The following is a 16,210-nucleotide window of genomic DNA, read 5'->3' as shown; positions in this document are numbered from 1 at the left end:
TACCTTTTAAAGGCAACTTGCAGAAACGGGGCCGAAGCCCCGTTCAGGAAACCGTTTTTGCTGAAATTACAGCGCTGAAACAACGAAAGATTGCTGCTGCGCTTCGCTGGCGAGACGCTGTTTTAGCTGGTCAGCCTGCTGGCGAGTCAATGGCCCAAGCTGAACTCGGTACATCCCGCCGTTCGGCTGAACTTTACCCGGCACTGAGAATTTCTGACTCAGACTTTTCTGCCAAAGGGCGGCGTTTTGCGGATTACTCAGCGCGCCAACCTGCACCATGTAACTGCCACCGGCGGTAGACGCAGAGGCCGAAGCCGCATGTGCCCCGGGCGCCGCGACTGCGACCGGTGCGGCTGGCTCATCTTTTTCCAGGATGCCCTGCGGTACTGCAGACGGCGCTTTCAGAAAGCCACCGCCCGTGGCGCCAACGCTGGTGGAGGTGGCGATCGCCTGTGCTGATGTGGTGGTATCCTCGCCGTTGCTCAGTGTGCTGTTGTCAATCGGATGCGCGTTGACGCTGGTATCCGGCGGGGTGTTTTGCACCGGCGTTCCCATACCACTGGCGCCTAAATCAGGGCGACCAGGCAGAGCGTAGGACTGTTTGGCCACGGTGGTACCCATGGTGCCGGGACCAGACAGAGAACCGTCCGGTGCAACATTGATAAAGTCGATTCGCACTTTAGTGCTGTTGGTCAGATTCAGACGATCGGCCGCTGCCTGTGACAGGTCGATAATTTTGCCTGGGACATACGGACCACGGTCATTAACGCGAACAACCAACATACGCCCCGTCGCCATGTTGGTGACGCGCACGTAGCTTGGGATCGGCAGTGTCGGGTGGGCGGCGGTCATGGCGTTAGGGTCGAATTCCTCACCAATCGCGGTGGTATTGCCGCCGTTTTCCTGGCCGTACCAGGCTGCCTGCCCTACCTGTGAGAAGTTAGACGGGTCTTTGATAATTTTATAGGTTTTACCGTTAACGGTGTAATCCTGGCTGGTGCCCGGATTATAAGGTTCGTAACGCGGGTCAGCCCCACCAATTTCCACCACAGGGCCGTTATAGGCCTGTTGCGGTGCAGCTTGCTGTGGTTGCGTATCGTCAGTCGCACAACCACTTAACAGCAACCCAATAATGACAGCTCCAAGCCACTCCTTACGCATTGCTCACCTCTATAAATTTTTTGACAACATTTTTCGATGAGTATGTATCGACATGACGATACCAAACCCTGCCATTAGAACAATGAGTGCTGAGCCCCCATAGCTGACCAGTGGCAAAGGTACCCCAACCACCGGGACAATACCACTGACCATGCCGATGTTAACAAACACATAAACGAATAAAATTAACATCAGACCTCCGGCCATAACGCGGCCAAAGGTGGTTTGTGCGTGGGAGGCAATGACCAGACCGCGCATGATGAGGCACAAGTAGAGCCCGAGCAACACCAGAACGCCAATCAGTCCAAGCTCTTCCGCCAGCACGGCAAAAATAAAGTCGGTATGCCGTTCGGGCAGGAATTCAAGCTGAGATTGGGTGCCGTGCAGCCAGCCCTTGCCGGATAGCCCGCCAGAACCAATGGCGATTTTGGACTGGATAATATGGTATCCGGCCCCGAGCGGATCGCTTTCCGGATCGAGCAGCATCATGACGCGGTCGCGCTGGTAGTCGTGCATCAGGAAGAACCACAGGATCGGGATAAAGGCCGCAACAAGCAGGGCGGCGACGGCAATAAGTTTCCAGCTCATTCCGGAGAGGAACAGCACAAACAAACCGGAGGCGGCAATCAAAATCGAGGTGCCGAGATCGGGCTGTGCGGCGACCAGCAACGTAGGAATAAAGATCAGAGCCAGCGCGATGGCGGTATTTTTCAGAGAAGGCGGGCAGACGTCGCGGTTGATGAAGCGTGCCACCATCAGCGGTACGGCGATTTTCGCCAACTCTGACGGCTGGAAGCGTACTACGCCCAGATCCAGCCAGCGCTGCGCGCCTTTACTGATAGTACCGAAGGCATCCACCAGCACCAGCAGCAGCACGCAGAACAGATACAAATAGGGCGCCCAGCTTTCATAGACGCGTGGCGGAATTTGCGCCATCACCAGCATGATGATTAACCCCATCACGATCTGGCCGATTTTACGCTCCATCATGCCGACATCCTGACCGCTGGCGCTCCACATCACGAAGGCGCTATAGGCAAGCAGTGCCAGCACTATCAGAAGCAGGGTAATGTCGATGTGCATTTTCGACCACAACGACCCTTTTTGTTGGCTTTCAGTCATGATTGGTTAATCACCTTCGGTTCCCGGCGGCGGTGCATCAGCCGGTAATTGTGTCGTGTTATCGCCCAACAAAATATGGTCGAGTATCTGGCGGGTAATGGTACCCACAGCAGGACCGGCCCCACCATTTTCAAGAATAACGGCGACGGCAACCGTCGGGCTATTGAATGGCGCAAAGGCAGTCATCAATTTATGGTCGCGCAGATGTTCGGCTATCTTATGCGCATTATAGATTTCATTGGCTTTCAAACCGTAAACTTGTGCGGTACCTGATTTCGCCGCAGCTTTATAAGGCGCATCCGCGAAGCTCTTGCGGGCCGTACCGTTTGGCCGGTTGGCTACGCCGTACATCCCGTCTTTAGCGATTTCCCAATAGCCGGAGTGAATGTCGCCAATCTGCGTCTTATCCTGCTGCACATAAGGTACCAGTTTGCCGTCAACCCGTGTGCTGAGCAGAAGATGCGGCGTTTTAACATCACCGTCGTTGATCAGTGTGGTCATGGCTTTCATGATCTGAATGGGTGTTGCGGTCCAGTAACCCTGTCCGATACCCACCGGAATGGTGTCACCCTGATACCAGGGTTTTTTGAAGCGTTTGAATTTCCAGTCGCGGTTCGGCATGTTACCGCTGCGCTCTTCGGAGAGATCGATACCGGAATAATGGCCGTAGCCAAATTTCTCCATCCACTCTGACAGACGGTCAATACCCAGATCATAGGCGACCTGATAGAAGAAGGTATCGGCAGATTCTTCCAGTGCTTTGGTGACATTCAGACGACCGTGGCCCCAGTGTTTCCAGTCACGGAAACGTTTTTCTGAGCCCGGTAATTGCCACCAGCCAGGGTCAAACAGCGACGTACTTTTCGTGATAACGCCAGCCGTTAATGCGGAGACGGCAATATAAGGCTTTACCGTGGAAGCCGGGGGATACACACCCTGCGTGGCGCGGTTGATCAGCGGCTTGTTCGGATCTTCGAGCAACGTGCTGTAATCTTTACTCGAAATGCCGTCAACGAATAGGTTGGGATCATAGCTTGGGTTGGACACCAGCGCCCGGATGCTGCCGTCGCGTGGGTCGGAAACCACCACCGCCGAGCGGCTGCCCGTCAGTAACTCTTCAATATAGGTTTGCAGCGGTAAATCGATGGTCAGATAAATATCTTTACCCGCCTGCGGGGCTTCTTCGTGGAGCTGGCGGATCACGCGGCCACGGTTGTTGACCTCAACTTCTTCATAACCGGTTTTGCCGTGCAGGGTATCTTCGTAATAACGCTCAATGCCCAGCTTGCCAATGTCATGCGTCGCCGCATAGTTTGCCAGTATGCCGTCTTTATCCAGACGCTCGACGTCGCGGTCGTTGATTTTCGACACATAGCCAATTACATGGGTGAGGGCGGAACCATAGGGATAATAACGGCGCTGATAGCCTTTGACTTCAACGCCGGGAAAATTGAACTGGTTGACGGCAAAACGGGCGACCTGAACTTCAGTCAGGGCAGTTTTGACGGCAATGGAAGTGAAACGGCGCGAACGTTTACGCTCTTTCTGGAAATTATCGATATCTTCCGGGGTTAAATCGACAATCGGTTTGAGCCCTTCAAGCGTCGCCTGAAGGTTATCGACTTTTTCCGGCATCAGTTCGAGCTGATAAATGGTACGGTTCAGCGCCAGCGGCGTGCCGTTGCGATCATAAATGATGCCACGGCTGGGGGCGATAGGCACCAGCTTGATGCGGTTGTCGTTGGAACGGGTTTGGTAATCCTGAAAGCGGACAATCTGTAAATTATACAGATTGAATGCCAGAACACCGCTGAGTAGCAGAATACCGACGAACGCCACCAGTGCACGGCGCACAAAGAGGGCTGATTCAGCCGTATAGTCGCGAAAAGGGTTACGATCTATTTTCATCCCACTACTTAATTCATGTTGCTGACATTCACCAGCCGGTTATTCCCGGTGGTATGGATGATTTGTGGTAATACTCCATGCGCGGTAAAGGCTTTCCGCTACCAGTACCCGCACCAGAGGGTGTGGCAAGGTCAGCGGAGAGAGCGACCAGCTCTGCTCTGCTGCGGCTTTACACGCCGGTGCTAACCCTTCAGGACCCCCGATCAACAGGCTGACATTGCGGCCATCCTGTTTCCAGCGCTCAAGCTGTTGGGCAAGCTGTGGGGTTTCCCACGGTGTCCCCGGAATATCCAGGGTCACAATACGATTGCCTTTCCCGACAGCCGCCAACATCTGCTCGCCCTCTTTTTCAAGAATGCGTTTGATATCCGCGTTTTTACCCCGCTTGCCGGCCGTCACTTCGACCAGCTCAAAGGGCATGTCTTTCGGAAAACGGTTTAAATAATCGTTAAATCCGGTCTGAACCCAGTCGGGCATTTTCGTTCCGACAGCGACGAGTTGCAATTTCACGTCTTAAGCCCAGAGTTTCTCAAGCTCATACAACTGGCGGCTCTCTTCCTGCATGACGTGAACAATCACTTCACCCAGATCGACAACCACCCAATCAGCTTCATTAATACCTTTAACGCCCATGGCATCGAGGCCAACGGCTTTCACTTCTTCAACCAGATGCCCGGCGATAGACATCACGTGGCGGCTGGAAGTACCGGTGCAGATGATCATGCAGTCAGTAATGCTGGATTTACCGATAACATCAATGGCAATGATGTCTTGTGCTTTCAGGTCATCGATTTTATCGATAACAAATTCTTGGAGCGCTTTACCTTGCAAAGGTTCCCCCTGGGGATGTTGAAACAGGTTTGCTTGATGAAAACCTTCTGCTGCAAGGGCGCAAACGCGGCGTGCAGAAGAGGGCTTTCAAAAAAGAGTGTAGGTCGAAATGCGGGATTAATGCTGAAAATGACGGGTAATCAATGAATTACATTCGTTATTGTCACAGCTCTGCCGCAAGCCGAAATTAAGCGGCGCAGTATACCACGCGTTAGCTATACAAGGTACAGACCCTGCGAATCGATATAGCGCTCAACGGTGGCGGGCAGGAGCGTTGCGCAGCTTTTTCCATCCCGCAGACGCTGGCGGATTTGCGTCGCCGAGATATCCAGCAGGGGCGTATTCGCCTGATAAATCACGCCGCAGGGCAGCTGCCGCAGTTCTGCCGGGTCGGTCGCCCGATGTTTATCATACCAGCGCTGTAATTGCGGGGTGTCGAGACGCTCTGAATAACCGGGGCGTGCCATGACCAGCAAATGACAAAAATTCAGTAACTCTTCCCAGCGGTGCCACTTGTGCAATGAAAGCAATGAATCCTGGCCGATGATAAACGCCAGCGGGCGTTGTGCGCCATGTTCTTTACGTAACGTTTCAAGTGTCACGATGGTGTAGGACGGGTTATCCACGGCGAGTTCCCGTGAATCGACTGAAAACAGAGGGTTATCTTGTACAGCCAGCTCCACCATTTTCAGCCGCTGCTGCGCCGACGCCTGAGGCTGAGGACGATGCGGTGGCACATTGTTGGGGAGCAAGATGACCTGATCCAGCAAAGTTTCTTTGGCTAACTGTTCTACCGGACGCAAATGACCAAAATGAATAGGGTCAAAAGTGCCGCCAAACAGGGCAATCAAAGAGCGATCCGAAGGGGTATTCAAAGCCATCAGTGCGTTCCTGAGTCAGTACTTATCGGTGGCGATCTTTTGCTTTCAAAAGTCGCGAGTATCAATAAAGCTTTCAGGCAGAGGTTTTCCGCACAGCAGCATAGAAAGGCTTTCAAGCTCAGGCCAGATGGATTGACCGTAGTCCTGTTTTAGCGTGATTTCCATCTTTGTCAGTAAATGAACGGCCTGTTGTAACTGGCGCAGTGAGAGCCGTTGCAGTGCCTGCGTCACCATCGTGCGCCTGTTCTGCCAGACTTTGTACTGGTCAAACAGGGTGCGTAGAGGAGTGCTGTCCATCTTACGTTTGAGATTGAGCAGCATCAGCAATTCGCGTTGCAGGGTGCGTAAGAGGATCACGGGTTCGCTGTCTTCCTGCTGCAACTGGCGCAAAATATGCCATGCGCGCTTGCTCTTTCCTGCTAACAGCGCATCCAGCCAGTGGAATGGCGTGAAGTGGGCGGCATCGTTAACGGCTTCTTCAACCCGCAAAAGAGTCAGTTTGCCGTCAGGATAAAGCAGTGACAGGCGTTCAAGTGACTGCGCCAGCGCCAGCAAATTGCCTTCGTAGCAGTAACACAACAGCTGATTCGCGGGTTCATCAAGTTCAAGCGATAACTCTTTGGCGCGCTTGGCCACCCAGCGGGGAAGTTGCGCCTGTTCGGGCGTCTGACAACTGACAAACACACCGCGATCGCTCAGTGCTTTAAACCAGCCACTGTTCTCCTGTGCCTTAGTCAGCTTTGTGCCACGCAGGAGAAGTAAAATATCGTCGTGTAACAAGGTGGTGAGCTTAACCAGCTGTTCACCCATCGGGGCTGGCGGGCCGTTTTCAGGCAGGATCAGCAGCAGGGTTTGACGGGTGGCGAACAGACTTAATGCCTGACAGATGCTGAAAATCGCATCCCATTCGGTATGGGCATCAAGGGTAAAAGTATAGTGTTCTTCAAAGGCGGCAGTCTGGGCTGCTTTACGGACGCTGTCCTGACTTTCCTGGAGCAGCAGCGGATCGTTTCCGCATAACAGATAACAGGCGCGCAGCCCCTCACGGAGCTGCGCGGCAAGTTGTTCAGGATAAAGTCGAATCATTGAGCGAACGGGTTGGCCGGTTTAGAGGTCACCGTTTTGCTGTCGGATACACTTGTCCCGTTTTCCACGGCCATTTCATTGGCAGAGGATTTCGTGGTGATGACAACCGGCGTGCTATCAACCGCGCTTGCTTCCAGTTTCTCTTGTTCTGCAGCACGCACGGTCAGAAGTTTACGGATCAACTGCTGAGCGGCTTGCTGGCGCATCTCTTCAGTAATGATGTCCTGTTCGTTATCTTTCGCCAGCGCCGTTAACGGGTTGTCGAAGAAGGAACGGAACACTTTTACCTGCAGAGGATAGAGGTCTTTTCCCGGCAACAACACCTGAGCAGACACCACTAAATCCATCTGGTATTCGGCGGTTTTACCGTCCTGGAAGATTGACGCCGTACTTTGCCCTGAGCTTTCGCCCAGAATACGCAGTGACGGAATATCTTTACGCTTCGGATCATCAACAATGGTCACACCGTTAAGACGCAGCTGCGTACGGATATTACGTGTCAACGGCCCGTAAGGGTCGGAACTGTCGAGGACGATGGTTTTCATCTGGTCAGGCACGTTAGTTACACCACGCAGGTGGAACCCACAGCCGGACGTTATCAGAACCGCCACACCCAGTAACAGTATCACAATACGATGTCGCACAACTCCTCCTTGACTCAACCTATAACCAGGTTAAGCAGTTTGCCCGGAACGTAGATTACTTTACGTACAGTAACTCCATCCAGATATTTAGCGACCAGGTGTTCCTGCGCTGCGCGTTCACGCACGAATTCTTCAGTAGAATCCGCTGGTACAGTGATTTTTCCGCGCACTTTACCATTGACCTGGACCACGACCAGCTTGGAGTCTTCTACCATGGCCTGTTCGTCAGCCTGCGGCCATGGTGCAGTATCAACGTCGCCGGCGCCACCCAGAGTCTGCCACAAACTGAAGCAGATATGTGGAGTGAATGGATAAAGCATACGCACCACCGCGAGCAGGGCTTCCTGCAACAGGGCGCGATCTTGTTCGCTCTCCTGCGGAGCACGGCCCAGCTTGTTCATCAGTTCCATCACGGCCGCGATGGCGGTATTGAAGGTCTGACGACGGCCGATATCATCGGTGACTTTTGCGATCGTTTTGTGCAGATCACGACGAAGACCTTTCTGTGCTTCAGTCAGTGAGGCCACGTCCAGAGCAACAGTGGCGCCTTTTTCTGAATGTTCAAATGCCAGTTTCCAGACACGTTTCAGGAAGCGGTTTGCCCCTTCAACGCCAGATTCCTGCCACTCCAGCGTCATTTCTGCCGGTGAAGCGAACATCATGAACAGACGCACGGTATCCGCACCGTATTTTTCGACCATGATTTGCGGGTCGATGCCGTTGTTTTTCGACTTCGACATCTTGCTCATACCGGCGTAAACCAGCTCACGGCCTTGCGGGTCGTTGGCCTTCACGATACGGCCTTTCTCATCACGCTCAACGGTAGCATCGACCGGGGAAACCCAGACGCGCTCACCGCTGTTGCCGGTGTAATAGAAGGCATCAGCCAGAACCATACCCTGACACAGCAGGCGTTTGGCGGGTTCATCGGAATTCACCAGACCCGCGTCGCGCATCAGCTTGTGGAAGAAGCGGAAATACATCAGGTGCATGATAGCGTGTTCGATACCGCCAACGTATTGGTCAACCGGTAGCCAGTAGTTTGCCGCCGCCGGGTCCAGCATACCCTCGTCGTATTGCGGACAGGTGTAACGCGCGTAGTACCAGGAAGACTCCATAAAGGTGTCGAAGGTATCTGTTTCACGCAGACCCGGCATACCGTTCACGGTGGTTTTTGCCCACTCAGGATCGGCTTTGATTGGGCTGGTAATCCCGTCCATCACGACATCTTCCGGCAGGATAACTGGCAGTTGATCTTCTGGCGTTGGGATAACGGTGCCATCTTCCAAGGTGATCATTGGAATTGGCGCACCCCAGTAACGCTGACGGGAAACACCCCAGTCGCGCAGACGGTAGTTAACTTTGCGCTGGCCTACGCCGAGGCTGACCAGTTTATCGGCGATAGCATTGAAGCCTTGCTCATACGTCAGGCCATCAAATTCACCGGAGTTATACAGTGTGCCTTTTTCCAGCAGCGCCTCTGAGGTGACATCGGCTTCGGTGCTATCACCATTGAGAATGACCGGATTGATTGGCAGGCTGTATTTGGTGGCAAATTCCCAGTCGCGCTGGTCATGGGCCGGAACGGCCATCACTGCGCCTGTGCCGTACTCCATCAGAACAAAGTTCGCGACCCAAATTGGGACTTTCTTGCTTGTCAGTGGATGAATAGCAAACAGGCCGGTAGGCATACCCTTTTTCTCCATCGTTGCCATTTCAGCTTCGGCAACTTTGGTATTACGGCATTCATCGATGAAATCAGCCAGCGCAGGCTGTGTGGCAGCGGCCTGAAGGGACAAAGGATGTCCTGCAGCAACGGCAACGTAAGTCGCGCCCATGAAGGTATCAGGACGCGTGGTGTACACAGTCACTTTCTCTTCGCTGTTCTCGACGTCAAACGTGATCTCTACGCCTTCGGAACGGCCAATCCAGTTACGCTGCATGGTTTTGACCTGCTCAGGCCAGCTTTCCAGCGTGTCCAGATCGTTAAGCAGTTGATCGGCGTAGGCGGTGATTTTAATGAACCACTGTGGGATCTCTTTGCGTTCAACTTTGGTGTCACAGCGCCAGCAGCAGCCGTCGATCACCTGTTCGTTCGCCAGAACGGTAAGGTCATGCGGACACCAGTTCACCGCAGAGGTCTTCTTATAAACCATGCCTTTTTCGTAAAGCTTGGTGAAGAACCACTGTTCCCAGCGATAGTAATCAGGCTGACAGGTCGCCAGTTCGCGATCCCAGTCGTAGCCGAAGCCCAGCAATTTCAGCTGGTTCTTCATGTATTCAATGTTTTCGTAAGTCCACGGCGCAGGGGCTGTGTTGTTTTTCACTGCCGCGCCTTCCGCCGGCAAACCAAATGCATCCCAGCCAATCGGCTGTAGAACGTTTTTGCCGAGCATACGCTGGTAGCGTGAGATCACATCGCCAATGGTGTAGTTACGCACGTGGCCCATATGCAGGCGGCCTGACGGATAGGGCAGCATGGAGAGACAGTAATACTTCTCTTTTCCAGGTTGCTCGGTAACTTTGAAGGTCTGCTTCTCTTGCCAGTGAAGCTGAACCTGTGTCTCTATGTCTTCTGGGCGGTATTGCTCTTGCATGGCGGCCGGTGGTCCTGTGAGTGAAAAACAGCTACGCCTGTAGCTCAAATAGTTTTAATCAAAAGATCCGCATAGCATAGCTGATAAGCGCCTGAGGCAACAACACCAAGCACGCTGTGAAGCGGGTTTTCTGCTTCATGGGGCGTGATTATTCTTAAAGTGCGAGGCACCTCGGGATATTGTCCGTACTGGATCAGTGATTTACGACTAAAATAGAGTCAGTAGCAGAAAGCGTTAAGTCGGTTAAATGTTGTATTGCTGAGGGGAATTTATGAACAATGTTGCGCAGTATTATCGTCAGTTAGTGACATCATTAACTGAACGTTTGCAAAACGGCGAACGTGATATCGATGTCCTGGTTCAGGATGCCCGCGCTACGCTGGAAAGGGAAGGGAAGCTGACCGACCTGCAAATTGAACAGTTAACCTATTCGGTACGTCGTGATCTCCACGAATTTTCCCGCCACTATACGGCTAATCAGCAGGCGGAGCCGGTTGACGATACCGAAGATGACAGCGTATTTCTGCGCATCATCAAAGAGAGTTTGTGGAAAGAGTTGGCTGATATGACCGACAAAACTCAGCTCGAGTGGAAAGAGGTCTTTAAAGACGTAAACCACCACGGTATTTACCATAGCGGTGAAGTTGTGGGTCTTGGGAATCTGGTGTGTGAAAAATGCCACTTTACGCTTGCGGTCTATACGCCGGAGATCCTTTCAAAATGTCCTGAGTGTGGCGAAACGGAGTTCAGCCGAAAAGCATTTGAACCTTGATTAAAACAGAAGCCGCCAGTCAATGGCGGCTTTATCATTCGATGCGTGAATGTCGTATCGCGATAATCAGTGCAGGATTTTCGCCAGGAAGTCTCGGGCGCGGTCAGATTCAGGATTATTGAAGAAGTCGTCTTTATTGCGGTCTTCGACAATTTTACCTTCATCCATGAAAATCACCCGGTTAGCCACCTTGCGCGCGAAGCCCATTTCGTGGGTCACCACCATCATGGTCATACCTTCGTTGGCCAGTTCCACCATAACGTCCAGAACTTCATTGATCATTTCCGGATCAAGCGCTGAGGTCGGTTCATCAAACAGCATTGCGATGGGGTCCATGCACAACGCTCGGGCGATAGCGACACGCTGCTGCTGGCCGCCTGACAGCTGACCGGGGAATTTATTGGCATGGGCAGACAACCCTACGCGTTCGAGCAGTTTCAGTCCTTTATCTTTCGCGGCAGCTTTGTCGCGCTTGAGCACTTTCACCTGCGCCAGCGTCAGATTCTCAATGATCGACAGATGCGGGAACAGTTCGAAATGCTGGAACACCATACCGACTTTCGCACGCAACTGCGCCAGATTGGTTTTTTTGTTATTGACCGGCGTCCCGTTAACCAGAATTTCCCCTTTCTGAATCCGTTCAAGACCGTTAACGGTTTTAATCAGCGTTGACTTACCTGACCCTGATGGGCCGCAAACCACCACAACTTCACCTTTTTTAACTTCGGTGCTGCAATCGGTCAGCACCTGGAAGTGCCCATACCACTTAGAAACATTTTTCAGTGAAATCATGAAACGGTCCTTTTCTTCAAATAGCGCACCAGCAAGGAAGCGGAAAGGCTGATAACAAAGTAGATAAGTCCTGCAAACAGCACCATCTCAACCAGCGTACCGTCACGGTCGCCGATGTTGGAGGCGCTGCGGAAGAAGTCAGCGAGGCCGAGAACGAAGACCAGTGAAGTATCCTGGAACAAGACGATGGCCTGAGTCAGCAACAGTGGCACCATGGCGCGGAACGCCTGCGGTAAAATCACCAGCTTCATCGACTGCCACTGTGTCATGCCTAGCGCCAGCGCCGCGGAAGATTGTCCCCGTGCGATGCTGATGATCCCGGCACGAATAATTTCGGAATAGTAAGCCGCCTCAAACAGCGCAAAGGCCACCATGGCGGAAATCAGGCGGATATCGGTTTTGGGTGACAGCCCCAGCACCTTTTGCAGGAAACTTGGCACAATCAGGTAAAACCACAGCAGCACCATGACCAGCGGAACGGCGCGAAACAAATTCACATACGCGGCAGCAAACCAGCTGATGGGCTTGAATGTGGACAAGCGCATCACGGCCAGCAGGGTGCCCCACAGAATACCGAACACAATCGCGATACCGGTAATTTGCAGCGTGATCAGCATTCCCTGCCATAAGTAGGGCAGGCCGGGGCCAATCGAACTCCAGTCAAAATCATGCATGATTATTTACCTCCCATGTTGCCCGGCAGGCGGACTTTGCGTTCTACAAAATGCATCAGCAGCATGATCACCGCATTGATGATGACGTAGGCGACGGTAATGGCAGTAAATGATTCATACGCATGAGCAGAATAATCCAGCAATTTCCCGGCTTGCGCGGCCATATCAACCAGACCGATGGTTGAGGCAATCGCCGAGTTTTTCACCAGGTTAACCATCTCAGATGTCATTGGCGGCACGATGACGCGGTAAGCGTTTGGCAGCAGCACGTAGCGGTAGGTCTGAGGCAGCGTCAGCCCCATCGCCAGACCGGCGTTGCGCTGTCCGCTTGGCAATGACTGAATCGCGGCGCGTACCTGTTCACAAACGCGGGCGGCGGTAAACAGGCCAAGGCAGATAACGGATGAGGAGAAGAACTGCACGTTCGGCGCCAGCTCAGATTTAAACCACATGCCGATGTTTTCCGGCAGCAGTTCAGGCACCACCAGATACCAGATAAAGAATTGCACAATCAGCGGTACGTTACGGAACAGTTCAACGTAACAGGTACCGATGCCGGAGAGAAAACGGTTGGGGACGGTACGCAGGATACCGAACAGAGAGCCGACGAAGAAAGCGATGATCCAGGCACAAATCGACAGTGCGACGGTGACCTGAAATCCATTCCAAATCCAGCCCAGGTAGGTGGTATTACCAAAGGGGGCTTGTTGCAAAAAGATGCCCCAGTTCCAATCTATTGACATAAAAACTCCATAACGCGGGTAATAAACTACCCCTTGAGTGATGACGTAACCAACACACGGGTGAGTGACGGAAAAATGCGGGGTGGGGAACGACCACCCCGCATCCGGTCTGTCTGCCCTTTCGGACCATCATCACGAGCTGGTGGGCCAGCTCTTATACTTGATACTTCTCTTGGTTATACCTGTCTGTCGGGTATTTCTTACAGTGCTTTGTCGTTTGGTGTTTTGAACAGGGCTTTCATGTCGTCTGACAATTCAAAGTTCATGTTCAGGTTTTTCGGAGGAATGGGCTGTTTGAACCAGGTTTCAAACCACTTGGTCGCTTCGCCGGAGGTCTGCTCTTTCACGATGGTCTCGTCAACCAGCGTTTTAAAGCCAGCGTCGTCTTTACGCATCATGCAACCGTAAGCTTCTTTGGATTGCGGTGTGCCGACAATCACCCAGTCATCCGGTTTTTTGGCTTTCGCTCGTTCACCAGCCAGCAGGGCATCATCCATCATAAAGGCAACGGCCCGGCCCGTTTCCAGAGTACGGAACGAGTCACCGTGGTCTTTAGCACTGATGATGCGCAGATCCAGTTTTTTCTCTTCGTTCAATTTGTTCAGCAGAACTTCAGAGGTGGTGCCTGACGTGACGACCACGGTCTTGCCTTTCAGATTATCGAAATCTTTAATGTCTGAGCCTTTTTTCACCAGCAGACGCGTACCGATGACGAAAATGGTGTCAGAGAAAGCGGCTTGCTGCTGACGTTCCAGGTTGTTGGTGGTGGAACCGCACTCGAAATCGTAAGTCCCGTTTTGCAGTAAAGGAATACGGTTTTGGGAAGTGATTGGCATCATCTTCACTTGCAGATTAGGCATATTCAGCTTTTTCTTCACCGCTTCAACGATGGCGTTGGAGTAATCCTGAGAGTAGCCCACCACTTTTTGTTCGTTGTTGTAGTAAGAAAATGGCACAGAAGATTCGCGGTGACCAACGACGATAACGCCGTTATCTTTGATTTTTTTCAGGGTACCGGTCAGGTCTTCTGCATGGGCTACGCTACTTGCTGCCAGACTTGCCAGCAGTACCGATAACGCCAATTTGCGCATTTGCATGGTCCAACTCCTTTGCTGTCATTAAGGATCCAAACGGATGGATCAGGAAGCACTTATAGGTCGTAAAGTATTTAGCTACTCAATTTACCTGATTCGAAAATAGCTGAATGTGAAGATAATGAAACTACAATGTTTCTTTTTTGAGACAAGACGCGCACCAATTCAAAGCAATAAAACATCGCTGCACCACATTGGGGGCTGTTTTTTAAGCGATGTGTTCCAAAATGATGCATCGTGTCAGCAAAAATAAGTAAACAGATAACTTTCAATTAGATGTAGCAAGATGCGTGCCACTGGCTGAATTTTTGACATAAAAAAACGGGCGCCGTTAAGCGCCCGTTGTCAGGAGTTTGCCAGGTTTATTTCAGCCTGCGTTGCCGATTAAGGGTTAGCGCAATACCGGCCATCACGAGGGTGATAAACCAGGTAGGCCACCAGCCAAAGTGGGCATAAGGCGTCACGCCGGTGGTCGGTGTAACTTCCACGTTCAGCACCTGACGGGTGAATTGCGGGATCTGGGCAATGATGTCGCCATTGGCATCCACGGCAGCTGTCACACCGTTGTTGGTGCTGCGCAACAGTGGACGACCGAGTTCCAGTGCACGCATCCGTGCCATCTGGAAGTGCTGCCACGGCCCGATGGAGTGCCCGAACCAAGCGTCGTTGGAGATGGTCAGCAGGAAATTGGTATCCGGACGCATATTGTCGCGCACCTGCTCTCCGAAGACGATCTCATAGCAAATCGCGGTCGTCAGATTCAGACCACTGACCTGCAGCGGCTTCTGAATATAATCACCGCGGCTCAGCCCTGACATCGGTAAATCAAAGAACGGGGCCAGCGGGCGCAGGATGGATTCCAGCGGGACAAATTCGCCGAACGGCACCAGATGGTATTTATCAAAGCGGTTGCTGTCCGGGTAGCGGTATTGTTTTTCGCCCCCCAGCACAATGGCGCTGTTGTAAACGTGCATGTATTCACTGGTACGGCGTGCGTCAATAATGCCCGTCACTAACTGTGTGCCTTTCGACCTGTACAGGTCATCCATCATGGTCAGGAACTGTTGCTGTTCAGATTCGATATCTGAAATGGCTGATTCCGGCCAGATAATCATCTTGGCCTTACCGAGATAGGGGCGGCTGAGGTCCATGTAGGTTTGCAGTGCGCTGGTCAGCGATTTAGGATCCCACTTCATTGACTGTTCAATGTTGCCCTGCACCAGTGCTACATCTACCTTTTTATCTTCCTGCGGCTGATACCAGTGCACATAGCGCAGCGACCAGGGTAACAGCAGCAACACCAGTGCAATGACCGCTGGCACTTTACGACGCTGATACACGGCATAAACCAGCAGGCCGCTGATGGAGGTCATGAGCAGTGTGATGCTGTCTACGCCGGCAATCGGGGCAAGGCCTTTAAGGGGACCATCAATCTGGCTGTAGCCAAACTGTAACCATGGGAAGCCGGTCAGTACCCAGCCACGCAGAAACTCCGTGACTTGCCACAGAGCCGGAGCGGCCAGCGCCAGTTTCCACCAGGTGGTTTGTGGCCACAGGCGGCTGAGCAAACCAGCAAACACCATGGTGTAAAGGGAGAGATAACAGGCCAGCAGTGCCACTAAAAACAGATTGATGGCTTCCGGCATACCGCCAAAGGTGGCGATACTGACATAGACCCAGTTGACGCCGCTACCGAACAACCCCAGGCCCCAGCAAAAGCCAATCCAGGCAGACTGACCGGGACGACGATCGAGCGTCAGCGCCAGTAGGCCGAACAGGGAAACAAGGGCGGCTGGCCAGTAATCGTAAGGTGAGAAGGAGAGTGTGCCACAGGCACCGAATAAGAGCGCCAGCAGGGCGCGAACCCGCTGGCGTTGGTATAAAGAGGCAATTGCCATGGAGTAA

The 16,210-nt window shown here is 52.7% G+C and carries 15 protein-coding genes; 1 reads left to right on the top strand and 14 read right to left on the bottom strand.

Annotated elements, in window-relative coordinates; genetic code table 11:
• Positions 1 to 66: 66 nt before the first annotated feature.
• The 9 genes from rlpA to leuS form a co-directional block, all read right to left on the bottom strand.
• Positions 67 to 1,161, bottom strand: coding sequence for an endolytic peptidoglycan transglycosylase RlpA (gene rlpA / locus ACZRKO_RS11060; protein WP_463737218.1), 1,095 nt, complete (start codon positions 1,159 to 1,161; stop codon positions 67 to 69).
• A gap of 9 nt (positions 1,162 to 1,170) precedes the next feature.
• Positions 1,171 to 2,283 carry a peptidoglycan glycosyltransferase MrdB gene (mrdB, locus tag ACZRKO_RS11055; RefSeq protein ID WP_463737217.1) on the bottom strand — a complete coding sequence of 371 codons (1,113 nt, stop codon included), beginning with the start codon at positions 2,281 to 2,283 and terminating at the stop codon, positions 1,171 to 1,173.
• Positions 2,284 to 2,289: 6 nt separating this feature from the next.
• Positions 2,290 to 4,191, bottom strand: a complete 1,902-nt coding sequence (mrdA, locus tag ACZRKO_RS11050; protein WP_463737216.1) for a peptidoglycan DD-transpeptidase MrdA — start codon at positions 4,189 to 4,191, stop codon at positions 2,290 to 2,292.
• A gap of 39 nt (positions 4,192 to 4,230) precedes the next feature.
• Positions 4,231 to 4,701 (bottom strand): 23S rRNA (pseudouridine(1915)-N(3))-methyltransferase RlmH, encoded by a 471-nt coding sequence (rlmH, locus tag ACZRKO_RS11045; protein ID WP_140470523.1) that lies wholly within the window; start codon positions 4,699 to 4,701, stop codon positions 4,231 to 4,233.
• 3 nt (positions 4,702 to 4,704) lie between these two features.
• Positions 4,705 to 5,022 (bottom strand): ribosome silencing factor, encoded by a 318-nt coding sequence (rsfS, locus tag ACZRKO_RS11040; RefSeq protein WP_463737215.1) that lies wholly within the window; start codon positions 5,020 to 5,022, stop codon positions 4,705 to 4,707.
• A 215-nt stretch (positions 5,023 to 5,237) separates the two neighbouring features.
• The gene (nadD, locus tag ACZRKO_RS11035) at positions 5,238 to 5,903 is read right to left on the bottom strand and encodes a nicotinate-nucleotide adenylyltransferase (RefSeq protein ID WP_463737214.1); all 666 of its coding nucleotides are present in this window, start codon (positions 5,901 to 5,903) and stop codon (positions 5,238 to 5,240) included.
• A gap of 45 nt (positions 5,904 to 5,948) precedes the next feature.
• Positions 5,949 to 6,989, bottom strand: a complete 1,041-nt coding sequence (holA, locus tag ACZRKO_RS11030; RefSeq protein WP_463737213.1) for a DNA polymerase III subunit delta — start codon at positions 6,987 to 6,989, stop codon at positions 5,949 to 5,951.
• Positions 6,986 to 7,633: an LPS assembly lipoprotein LptE gene (gene lptE, locus ACZRKO_RS11025; RefSeq protein WP_463737212.1), complete on the bottom strand. Its 648-nt coding sequence runs from the start codon at positions 7,631 to 7,633 to the stop codon at positions 6,986 to 6,988. The genes holA and lptE overlap by 4 nt, the downstream gene beginning before the upstream one ends.
• 14 nt (positions 7,634 to 7,647) lie before the next feature.
• Complete coding sequence (gene leuS, locus ACZRKO_RS11020; protein ID WP_463737211.1) at positions 7,648 to 10,230, bottom strand: leucine--tRNA ligase; 2,583 nt, start codon at positions 10,228 to 10,230, stop codon at positions 7,648 to 7,650.
• Between the two features lie 271 nt (positions 10,231 to 10,501).
• On the opposite strand from leuS, the gene ACZRKO_RS11015 reads away from it, so the two are divergent.
• Entirely contained in the window at positions 10,502 to 11,002 is a 501-nt protein-coding gene (locus ACZRKO_RS11015; RefSeq protein ID WP_463737210.1) for a zinc ribbon-containing protein, read from the top strand.
• 66 nt (positions 11,003 to 11,068) lie between these two features.
• On the opposite strand, the gene ACZRKO_RS11010 is transcribed toward ACZRKO_RS11015, so the two are convergent.
• The 5 genes from ACZRKO_RS11010 to lnt form a co-directional block, all read right to left on the bottom strand.
• On the bottom strand, positions 11,069 to 11,794 hold the full coding sequence (locus tag ACZRKO_RS11010; RefSeq protein ID WP_463737209.1) for an amino acid ABC transporter ATP-binding protein: 726 nt from the start codon (positions 11,792 to 11,794) through the stop codon (positions 11,069 to 11,071).
• Positions 11,791 to 12,468: a glutamate/aspartate ABC transporter permease GltK gene (gene gltK / locus ACZRKO_RS11005; RefSeq protein WP_463737208.1), complete on the bottom strand. Its 678-nt coding sequence runs from the start codon at positions 12,466 to 12,468 to the stop codon at positions 11,791 to 11,793. The genes ACZRKO_RS11010 and gltK overlap by 4 nt, the downstream gene beginning before the upstream one ends.
• A 2-nt stretch (positions 12,469 to 12,470) precedes the next feature.
• Positions 12,471 to 13,211, bottom strand: a complete 741-nt coding sequence (locus ACZRKO_RS11000) for an amino acid ABC transporter permease (protein ID WP_140470514.1) — start codon at positions 13,209 to 13,211, stop codon at positions 12,471 to 12,473.
• A 200-nt stretch (positions 13,212 to 13,411) separates the two neighbouring features.
• Positions 13,412 to 14,308: a glutamate/aspartate ABC transporter substrate-binding protein gene (locus ACZRKO_RS10995; RefSeq protein WP_463737207.1), complete on the bottom strand. Its 897-nt coding sequence runs from the start codon at positions 14,306 to 14,308 to the stop codon at positions 13,412 to 13,414.
• Positions 14,309 to 14,667: 359 nt separating this feature from the next.
• Positions 14,668 to 16,203, bottom strand: a complete 1,536-nt coding sequence (lnt, locus tag ACZRKO_RS10990; protein WP_463737206.1) for an apolipoprotein N-acyltransferase — start codon at positions 16,201 to 16,203, stop codon at positions 14,668 to 14,670.
• Between the last annotated feature and the right edge of the window lie 7 nt (positions 16,204 to 16,210).

The sequence above is a fragment of the Ewingella sp. C233 genome (genome assembly GCF_055407225.1).
The sequence above is the reverse complement of the archived record's forward strand: the minus strand, read 5'-3'. Positions and strand labels throughout refer to the sequence as shown.